A 9,072-nucleotide genomic window follows, 5' to 3' on the forward strand; every position below is an offset into this window, starting at 1 on the left:
CTCCGAAGCCACGCCCCACAGCGCCCCGCGCCCCACCGTCGTGCCGAGAGCGCACTGGCTGGGTGACGCCGCCCGCGCACAGCCCCGCCCGCGCTACGACGACCGGGTCGCCGCCGTCTTCGTCCACCACACCGACTCGCCCAACGGCTACGACTGCGCCGACGCGCCCCGCATCATCCGGGACCTCTACACCGGCCAGACCGGCACCCGCGACTGGGACGACATCGGCTACAACTTCGTCGTCGACCGCTGCGGCACCATCTACGAAGGCCGCGCCGGGGGCGTGGAGCGCGCCGTCACCGGCGCCCACACCCAGGGCTTCAACCACCGCACCGCGGGCATCGCCGCCCTCGGCACCTTCACCGAGGGCATGCCCGTCCCGCGGCCCCTGATCCGTGCGATCGCCGCGCTGTCCGCCTGGAAGCTGGGCCTGACCGGCACCGACCCGCGCGCGGACGTCCGCCTCGTCTCCAGCAACGGCCTGAGCCGGTACGCGGCCGGCTCCACCGCGCAACTGCCCGCCCTCGCAGGCCACAACGACGGCTACATGACCAGCTGCCCGGGCGCCGCCCTGCACGCCCGCCTGCCCGAGATCAGACAGCTCGCGGCCCGTCTCCAGGGCCGGCCGGACGGTCCCCAGCGAGACCACGGCGAACGCGCGGCGCCCTGAGATCCGGCCCCCTGCCCACGCGGTGCAGGCCGAGCGGACACACGCCTACGTCACCTCCGGCACCAGCAGCCGGCGGATCGCCTGATCATCAGCCCCTGAAGCGCTCCCACAGCCGGGGATAGCGCTCGGCGAGCAGCCCCTCGTTCTCGAAGTCGAGCGGTGTGCCCTCCGGCTCGGGGGGCGCAGGAGCGATCCCCAGATCGGGGGCGACCACCCCGGTGAGCTGTTCGTAGGCCTCGTCCGCCGCGTAGCCGAGCTCCTCGCCGTCGCCGTCGATCTCCTCGTCGAAGTCGTCCAGCAGCTCGGCGAGGGAGTCCGGATCGTGCACGGCGCCCTCGAAGACATGGCGGCCCTGGCCGATCAGCCAGCACCGGAAGAAGTCGAAGGCGTCGTCGCTCGCCCCGTCGAGCAGCACCCAGGCGGCGCCCCACAGGTCCCAGCGGTAGGCACGGTTGTAGCGGGACTCGAAGTGCCGGGCGAAGTCCAGGACCGAGTCCGGGTCCTTCTGCGTGAGCCGCTCCACGAGCAGGTCGGCCTGCTCCTCCGGGTCGCCCTCGGCGGCCTCCCGGGTGTCGTCCACCAGCTCCCAGAACTCCGTCTCGTCCATCACGGGTCCAGCATCGGCCCTGGGGCACAGGGGCGCACCCGGAGTGCGCGGGATCGTTATGCGCCGGACTCGGGCCGGTAGAGCCGGGCCAGCCGCGCCGCGTCGGCGGCGAACCGCTCGCGCAGACTCGCGGGCTCCAGCACCTCCGCCTCCGGGCCCAGTGCCGCCAGCTGGGTGTGGGCGACCTCCTCGGACTCCACCGGGAGGTCCACCGTCACCCAGCCGCCCTCGTCCGGGGCGCCCGCGTCCGCCAGGGCCTCCCGGGCGGTCAGCGCATCCAGGGCGTACGGCAGTGCGCGCACACCGGCGGGGGACAGCCGCACCACCACCCGGGCCCGCAGGATGGACCGCGCGAACTGCTCCGCCCGCTCCTCCCAGAACGCGGGCAGGTCGAAGTCCGGCTCCCGCTCGAAGCGCTCACCGTCCGCGTCCACCGCCGTGAACCGGTCGATCCGGTACACCCGGAAGGACCCGCCCCGGGCCACCCGCGCGCACAGGTACCAGACGCCCGCCTTCAGCACGAGCCCGTACGGCTCGAGCTCCCGGACGACCTCGCCCTCCCCGCGCCGGTAGCGGGCACTGATCCGCCGGTCGTCCCACACCGCGTCGGCGACCGCGGGCAGCAGCTCCGGCGTCTTCGGCTCCTTGAACCAGTTCGGCGCGTCCAGGTGGAACCGCTGGGCGGCCGTCCTGGAAGCGTCCCTGAGGGACGGCAGCAGCGCCGCCGACACCTTCAGCTGAGCCGCCGAGGCCGCGTCCTCCAGCCCCATCTCGCGCAGCGCCCCCGGCACCCCGGACAGGAACAGCGCCTCGGCCTCGCCGCGGTGCAGCCCGGTCAGCCGCGTCCGGTAACCGCCGACCAGCCGGTAGCCACCGGCCCTGCCCCGGTCCGCGTACACCGGCACGCCCGCCTCCGACAGCGCCTGCGCGTCCCGGGTGACCGTCCGCTCCGACACCTCCAGCTCACGGGCCAGTTCGGCGGCGGTCATGGACGGCCGGGACTGGAGCAGCAGCACCATCTTGATCAGCCGGGCAGCACGCATGGCTGCCATTGTGCCGGGCGCGCCACCTGCCTGGCCGTACACACTGTGTCATCACGCCGTCACCGCTGTTAGCGTCGGTCGGAGTTCACGGATGCAGATGTTCGATGGATCACCGGGACGTCCCTCGACGAGGACACACATGGCGAAACAGCCTCGCGAACAATGGGCCACACGCACGGGATTCCTGCTGGCGGCGATCGGCTCCGCCATCGGGCTCGGCAACATCTGGCGCTTTCCGGCAGTCGCCTACGAGAACGGTGGCGGCGCCTTCCTCTTCCCCTATCTCATCGCCCTGCTCACCGCCGGTATCCCGCTGCTCATCATGGAATACGCGATCGGGCGCAGATACCGGACCTCGCCCCCGGCGGCGTTGCGGCAGATGGCCCGCCCGGCGGAGGCGATCGGGTGGTGGCAGGTGGTGATCTCCTTCGTGATCGCCACGTACTACGCGGTCATCATCGCCTGGGCGGTCCGTTACATCGGTTTCTCCGCCGACCAGGCCTGGGGCGACGACCCGGAGGGCTTCCTCTTCGGCACCTTCCTCAAGGCGTCCGAGGAGCCGGGCTTCGTCTCCGGCTACGTCTCGGGGGTGCTGTGGCCGCTCATCGCCGTCTGGGTGGTGGTGCTGGGCATTCTGGCGTTCGGCATCCGCCGCGGCATCGAGACGGCCAACAAGATCTTCATCCCGCTGCTGGTGGTCTTCTTCGTCGCCCTGGTGATCCGGGCCCTCACCCTGGACGGTGCGGCGCAGGGGCTGGACGCCTTCTTCCGGCCCGACTGGTCGGAGCTGACCAACGGCAGCGTCTGGGTGGCCGCCTACGGCCAGATCTTCTTCTCGCTGTCGATCGGCTTCGGCATCATGATCACCTACGCGTCCTACCTGCGGCGCCGCGCAGATCTCACCGGCTCCGCCCTGGTCGCAGGGTTCGCCAACAGTTCCTTCGAGATCCTCGCCGGCATCGGCGTGTTCGCCACGCTGGGCTTCATGGCGCAGGCCGCTGGGGTGCCCGTCGGTGAGGTGGCGACCGCGGGGCTCGGGCTGGCGTTCGTCGCCTTCCCGACGATCATCTCCGAGATGTGGCTGGGCGGCGCCTTCGGCGTGCTGTTCTTCGTGTCCCTGGTGATCGCGGGTCTGTCCTCGCTGATCTCGATCGTCCAGGTGGTGGTCTCCGCCGTGCAGGACCGCACCGGCATGCGCCGCATCCCCGCCGTGTTCGGCGTGGGCGGCGCCGTGGCGGTGGCCTCCATCCTGCTGTTCCCGACCAACGAGGGCGTCTACCTGCTCGACGCCTCCGACCACTTCATCAACCAGTACGGCATCGCGATGGCCGCGCTGGTCGGTGTGATCGCGGTGGCCTGGTTCATGCGCAAGCTGCCCGAACTGCAACGGGACGCCGACGCCACCTCCGCCATGCGGCTCGGCCTCTGGTGGCGGATCTGCCTCGGCATCGTCACCCCCGTGGTGCTGGGCTGGATGATGATCGACAGCCTGCGCTCGGAGTTCGACGAGAACTACGAGGACTACCCCACCGGCTTCCTGCTGGGAGCGGGCTGGAGCGTGGCGATCGCCGCGCTGGTGGTCGGCGTGCTGCTCTCCCTCATCCCGTGGAAGGCGTCCGAGGGCGGGCTGAGCGACCTGGACATGGAGTCCCTCGAGGAGGCCGAGGGCAACCGAAAGGGCAAGCGGCACGGAAAGGGGGACCGCTGATGTCCGGCGGCGCCATCATCATGATGATCATCGCGATCCTCATCGTCTGGGGCGGCCTGGGACTGGCCATCGTCCAGCTCCGCCGCCACCCTGACCCGGGACCGACCACCGAGGAGGCGACGCTCCCGCACGCCGAGTAGCGTCCCGGCGGTACCACGGAAGCGGCCGCCGCCTCCCGGATCACGGGAGGCCGGCGACCGCTTCGTCGTCCCTACAGACCGTACTTCGCGCGCGCTTCCTTCACGGCCGTCGCCTTGACCTCGCCGCGCTTGGCAAGCTGGGCCAGGGCCGCGACGACGATCGACTCGGCGTCGACCCCGAAGTGGCGGCGGGCCGCCTCACGGGTGTCCGACAGGCCGAAGCCGTCGGCGCCCAGCGAGGACCAGTCCTGCTCGACCCACTGCGCGATCTGGTCCGGGACCTGGCGCATGTAGTCGGAGACCGCCAGCACCGGGCCCTCGGCCCCCTGGAGCGCCTGCCGCACGAACGGCACCCGCTCCTCGCCGCGCAAGCCGGCCTCGTCCGCCTCCAGCGCGTCCCGGCGCAGCTCGCTCCAGGACGTCGCCGACCACACGTCGGCCGCCACGCCCCACTCCTCGGCGAGCAGCGCCTGCGCCTTGAGCGCCCAGTGGATCGCCGTACCGGAGCCGAGCAGCTGGATCCGCGGGGCGTTGGCCTCAGGCGTGATGCCCGCCGACTCCGCCGTGTTGAAGCGGTACAGGCCCTTGACGATGCCCTCGTCGATCGCGTCGACGGACGGCTTCGCCGGCTGCGGCATCGGCTCGTTGTAGACGGTCAGGTAGTAGAAGACGTTCTGGTCCTCGCCCGGAGCCGCATCGCCGTACATGCGGCGCAGACCGTCCTTGACGATCACCGCGACCTCATAGGCGAACGCCGGGTCGTACGACAGCGCCGCCGGGTTCGTCGCCGCGATCACGGGGGAGTGGCCGTCGGCGTGCTGCAGGCCCTCGCCCGTCAGCGTCGTACGGCCGGCCGTGGCGCCGACGAGGAAGCCGCGGCCGAGCTGGTCGCCGAGCTGCCACATCTGGTCGGCCGTACGCTGCCAGCCGAACATCGAGTAGAAGATGTAGAACGGGATCATCGCCTCGCCGTGCGTCGCGTACGACGTCGAAGCGGCGATGAAGTCGGCCATCGAACCGGCCTCGGTGATCCCCTCGTTGAGGATCTGACCGTTCTTGGCCTCCTTGTAGTACATCAGCTGGTCGCGGTCGACCGGCTCGTACGTCTGGCCCTTGGGCGAGTAGATGCCCAGGGACGGGAAGAGGCTCTCCATACCGAAGGTGCGCGCCTCGTCCGGGACGATCGGCACCCAGCGCTTGCCGGTCTCCTTGTCGCGGACCAGGTCCTTCACCAGGCGGACGAACGCCATGGTGGTGGCCACGTTCTGCGAACCCGAGCCCTTGTCGAAGGAGGTGAACGCCTTCTGGGCCGGGGCGGGCAGCGGCGCGACCGGGTGCACGCGGCGGGCCGGGGCCGGACCGCCGAGGGCGGCACGCCGCTCCTGGAGGTAGCGGACCTCGGGGGAGTCGGCGCCCGGGTGGCCGTAGGGGACCACGCCGTCGACGAAGTCGCTGTCCTTGATCGGCAGCTCGAGCAGGTCGCGCATGTTCTTGAACTCGTCCACCGAGAGTTTCTTCATCTGGTGGTTGGCGTTCTTCGACGCGAAGCCCTCGCCCAGGGTGTGGCCCTTGACCGTCTGGGCCAGGATCACGGTCGGCGCGCCCTTGTGCTCGACGGCCGCCTTGTACGCGGCGAACACCTTGCGCGACTCGTGACCACCGCGCGAGAGGTGGAAGCACTCCAAAATCTTGTCGTCGCTCAGCAGCTTCGCCATCTCCACGAGCGCCGGGTCGCCGCCGAAGAAGTCCTGGCGGATGTAGGCCGCGTCGCGGGTCTGGTACGTCTGGATCTGCGCGTCCGGTACCTGACGCAGACGGCGTACGAGCGCGCCCGTGGTGTCGAGCCGGAACAGCTCGTCCCAGGCCGTGCCCCACAGCGTCTTGATCACGTTCCAGCCGGCGCCGCGGAACTGGGCCTCCAGCTCCTGCACGATCTTGAAGTTGGCGCGGACCGGGCCGTCGAGGCGCTGCAGGTTGCAGTTGATGACGAACGTGAGGTTGTCCAGCTCCTCACGGGCCGCCAGCGCCAGGGCCGCCGTCGACTCGGGCTCGTCCATCTCGCCGTCGCCGAGGAACGCCCACACGTGCGAGGCGGAGGTGTCCTTGATGGCGCGGTTGGTGAGGTAGCGGTTGAAGCGCGCCTGGTAGATGGCGGAGAGCGGGCCCAGACCCATGGAGACGGTCGGGAACTCCCACAGCCAGGGCAGGCGGCGCGGGTGCGGGTACGAGGGCAGGCCGTTGCCGCCCGACTCGCGGCGGAAGTTGTCGAGCTGCTCCTCGTTCAGACGGCCGTCGAGGAACGCGCGGGCGTAGATGCCGGGGGAGGCGTGGCCCTGGATGTAGAGCTGGTCGCCGGAGCCGTCGGCCTCCTTGCCCTTGAAGAAGTGGTTGAAGCCGGTCTCGTACAGCCAGGCGGCGGAGGCGAAGGTGGCGATGTGGCCGCCGACGCCGTACTTGCTGCCCCGGGTGACCATCGCGGCCGCGTTCCAGCGGTTCCACGCGGTGATCCGCTGCTCCATCGCCTCGTCACCGGGCACGGCCGGCTCGGCGGCGGTGGGGATGGAGTTGACGTAGTCCGTCTCCAGGAGCTTCGGCAGCGCGATGCCGGCGCCCTCGGCGCGCTCCAGCGTGCGGCGCATCAGGTACGCGGCACGGTGCGGCCCGGCCGCCTTGGCGACCGCGTCCAGCGAGGCCTGCCATTCGGCGGTCTCCTCCGGGTCCCGGTCGGGGAGCTGGTCGAGCGCGCTCGGCTGGATGGCGTTGGGGTCGGTCATGTCGCCGCCTTCCTCAGTCGAAGGGGGTTCCCTCACGTAAGGGGATCGGGGGTGCCCTTTGTCTTTGGCAGGACAGGGCTGGGGCTTGGGTGGCAAGCCCGTCGGCGACTGTAACCCGCTGATCGATGATCGATCAAAGGGTTGAGCGGCAAAACCTCTTGATCACGAGAAAGTAGGCACGGGGTGCCTCCGGCGATGGCACGCGGTGACTGGCTGATGAGCGGTTTCCGCAGGTCGGAGGCGTATGAGCGCGGGTGTGCTCGGGTGTCACGCCCGGGGCGCGCAGCCCAGGACGTGGGCCTTCACGAGTTCGGCGATGCGGGGGTCGCGGCGCTTGAACGCGGCGACGAGCTCCTCGTGCTCCTCGGCGTACGACTGCTGCCGGGTGCCCAGCCAGCGGATCGACAGGGCCGTGAACACCTCGATACCGAGGCCTTCCCAGGTGTGCAGCAGGACGGAATTGCCCGCGGCGCGCACGAGTTCGCGGTGGAAGGCGACGGTGTGACGGACCTGCGCCGTGCCGTCGGAGCTGCGGTCGGCCTCGTACAGGGCGATGACGTGGGGTTCCAGTGCCGAGCAGTCCTCCGCGAGGCCCTGGGCGGCCAGCTCCGCGGCGATGGCCTCCAGACCGGCCCGGACCGGGTAGCTCTCCTCCAGGTCGGCGGCCGTGAGATTGCGGACGCGCACGCCTTTGTTCGGAGCGGACTCGATCAGGCGCAGAGACTCCAGCTCGCGCAGGGCCTCGCGGACCGGGGTCTGGCTGACCTCCAGCTCGGTGGCGATCCGGCGCTCCACGATCCGCTCGCCCGGCTGCCAGCGTCCGCTGATGATCCCCTCCAGGATGTGCTCGCGGATCTGCTCGCGGAGCGAGTGGATGACGGGCGCGGTCATGAAAGCTCCTTAGACGGGATTGACGTTTAGACAATACGGCCGGTTCGCTCCGCGGGTGAGGCGGCTGGGGGCGCTCTGGCGCAGGTGAGACGAGACTTACACGGGGGTGTGGGGTGGTTGTGGGCTGCGGCGCCGTCGTGGCCGGTCGCGCCCACGCGGCGGAGCCGCACATCGATACAGCCCCGCGCCCCTGGGTACGACGGTGCCCCGCCCGGAAGAACCGGACGGGGCACCGATCAGCCGTGGAAGCCGAGGTCAGAGGCCGAGCTCGACCTCGAACTCGCCCGCTTCCAGGATCGCCTTGACCGCCGTCAGGTAACGGGCGGCGTCGGCGCCGTCCACCAGGCGGTGGTCGTAGGACAGGGTCAGGTACGTCATGTCGCGGACGCCGATGACCGGGCCGTCCTCCGTCTCGATGACGGCCGGACGCTTGACCGTCGCACCGATGCCGAGGATCGCGACCTGGCCCGGCGGCACGATGATCGTGTCGAAGAGCGCGCCGCGCGACCCGGTGTTGGAGATGGTGAAGGTCGCGCCGGACAGCTCGTCCGGGGTGATCTTGTTGGCGCGGACCTTGCCCGCCAGGTCGGCCGTGGCCTTGGCGATGCCGGCGAGGTTGAGGTCACCGGCGTTCTTGATGACCGGGGTCATCAGGCCCTTCTCGGAGTCCACCGCGATACCGACGTTCTCGGTGTCGAAGTAGGTGATGGTCCCCTCGGCCTCGTTGATCTTGGCGTTGATCGGCGCGTGCGCCTTCAGCGCCTGGGCCGCGGCCTTGACGAAGAACGGCATCGGGGAGAGCTTGACGCCCTCACGCGACGCGAACGCGTCCTTGGCACGGGCGCGCAGCTTCATCAGACGCGTGACGTCGACCTCGACGACCGAGGACAGCTGCGCCTGCTCGTGCAGCGCCTTGACCATGTTGTCGCCGATGACCTTGCGGATCCGCGGCATCTTGATGGTCTGGCCACGCAGCGGGGACGCCTCCAGCACCGGGGCCTTCTTGGCGGCCGACGGGGCGGCGGCGGCCGGAGCCGGAGCAGCGGTGGCGGCCTTCGCGGCCTCGGCGGCGGCGATGACGTCCTGCTTGCGGATCCGGCCACCGACGCCGGTGCCCTTGACGCCGGCCAGGTCGACGCCGTTCTCGGCGGCGAGCTTGCGCACCAGCGGGGTGACGTAGGCGCCGTCGTCGGCCGGCTGGGCGGCGGCCGGAGCGGCCGGGGCCTGCGCCGGAGCCGG

Annotated in this window: 8 protein-coding genes; 3 read left to right on the forward strand and 5 right to left on the reverse strand. The window is 70.7% G+C overall.

Annotation, left to right across the window (positions count from 1 at the left end; translation table 11 throughout):
• On the forward strand, nucleotides 1–670 hold a 670-nt coding region (locus C1J00_RS31895), incomplete at its 5' end, for a peptidoglycan recognition protein family protein (RefSeq protein WP_102912461.1).
• Nucleotides 671–758: 88 nt separating this feature from the next.
• On the opposite strand, the gene C1J00_RS31900 is transcribed toward C1J00_RS31895, so the two are convergent.
• Both C1J00_RS31900 and C1J00_RS31905 read right to left on the reverse strand, forming a co-directional pair.
• The gene (locus C1J00_RS31900) at nucleotides 759–1,277 is read right to left on the reverse strand and encodes a DUF4240 domain-containing protein (protein WP_102912462.1); all 519 of its coding nucleotides are present in this window, start codon (nucleotides 1,275–1,277) and stop codon (nucleotides 759–761) included.
• 56 nt (nucleotides 1,278–1,333) lie between these two features.
• Nucleotides 1,334–2,320 carry a helix-turn-helix transcriptional regulator gene (locus C1J00_RS31905; protein ID WP_102912468.1) on the reverse strand — a complete coding sequence of 329 codons (987 nt, stop codon included), beginning with the start codon at nucleotides 2,318–2,320 and terminating at the stop codon, nucleotides 1,334–1,336.
• A 139-nt stretch (nucleotides 2,321–2,459) separates the two neighbouring features.
• On the opposite strand from C1J00_RS31905, the gene C1J00_RS31910 reads away from it, so the two are divergent.
• Both C1J00_RS31910 and C1J00_RS31915 read left to right on the forward strand, forming a co-directional pair.
• Nucleotides 2,460–4,028 carry a sodium-dependent transporter gene (locus C1J00_RS31910; protein WP_102912463.1) on the forward strand — a complete coding sequence of 523 codons (1,569 nt, stop codon included), beginning with the start codon at nucleotides 2,460–2,462 and terminating at the stop codon, nucleotides 4,026–4,028.
• Nucleotides 4,028–4,168, forward strand: a complete 141-nt coding sequence (locus C1J00_RS31915) for a methionine/alanine import family NSS transporter small subunit (protein ID WP_102912464.1) — start codon at nucleotides 4,028–4,030, stop codon at nucleotides 4,166–4,168. Before C1J00_RS31910 ends, C1J00_RS31915 begins: the two co-directional genes overlap by 1 nt.
• 71 nt (nucleotides 4,169–4,239) lie before the next feature.
• Here C1J00_RS31915 and aceE read toward each other — a convergent pair whose 3' ends face one another.
• From aceE to sucB, 3 genes are all read right to left on the reverse strand, one after another.
• The gene (aceE, locus tag C1J00_RS31920; protein WP_102912465.1) at nucleotides 4,240–6,942 is read right to left on the reverse strand and encodes a pyruvate dehydrogenase (acetyl-transferring), homodimeric type; all 2,703 of its coding nucleotides are present in this window, start codon (nucleotides 6,940–6,942) and stop codon (nucleotides 4,240–4,242) included.
• A 267-nt stretch (nucleotides 6,943–7,209) separates the two neighbouring features.
• Nucleotides 7,210–7,833, reverse strand: a complete 624-nt coding sequence (locus C1J00_RS31925; RefSeq protein ID WP_102912466.1) for a GntR family transcriptional regulator — start codon at nucleotides 7,831–7,833, stop codon at nucleotides 7,210–7,212.
• Between the two features lie 255 nt (nucleotides 7,834–8,088).
• The coding region (gene sucB / locus C1J00_RS31930; protein ID WP_102912467.1) for a 2-oxoglutarate dehydrogenase, E2 component, dihydrolipoamide succinyltransferase at nucleotides 8,089–9,072 on the reverse strand (984 nt) is incomplete at its 5' end.

Source organism: Streptomyces cahuitamycinicus, from assembly GCF_002891435.1.
GTDB classification, from domain to species: domain Bacteria; phylum Actinomycetota; class Actinomycetes; order Streptomycetales; family Streptomycetaceae; genus Streptomyces; species Streptomyces cahuitamycinicus.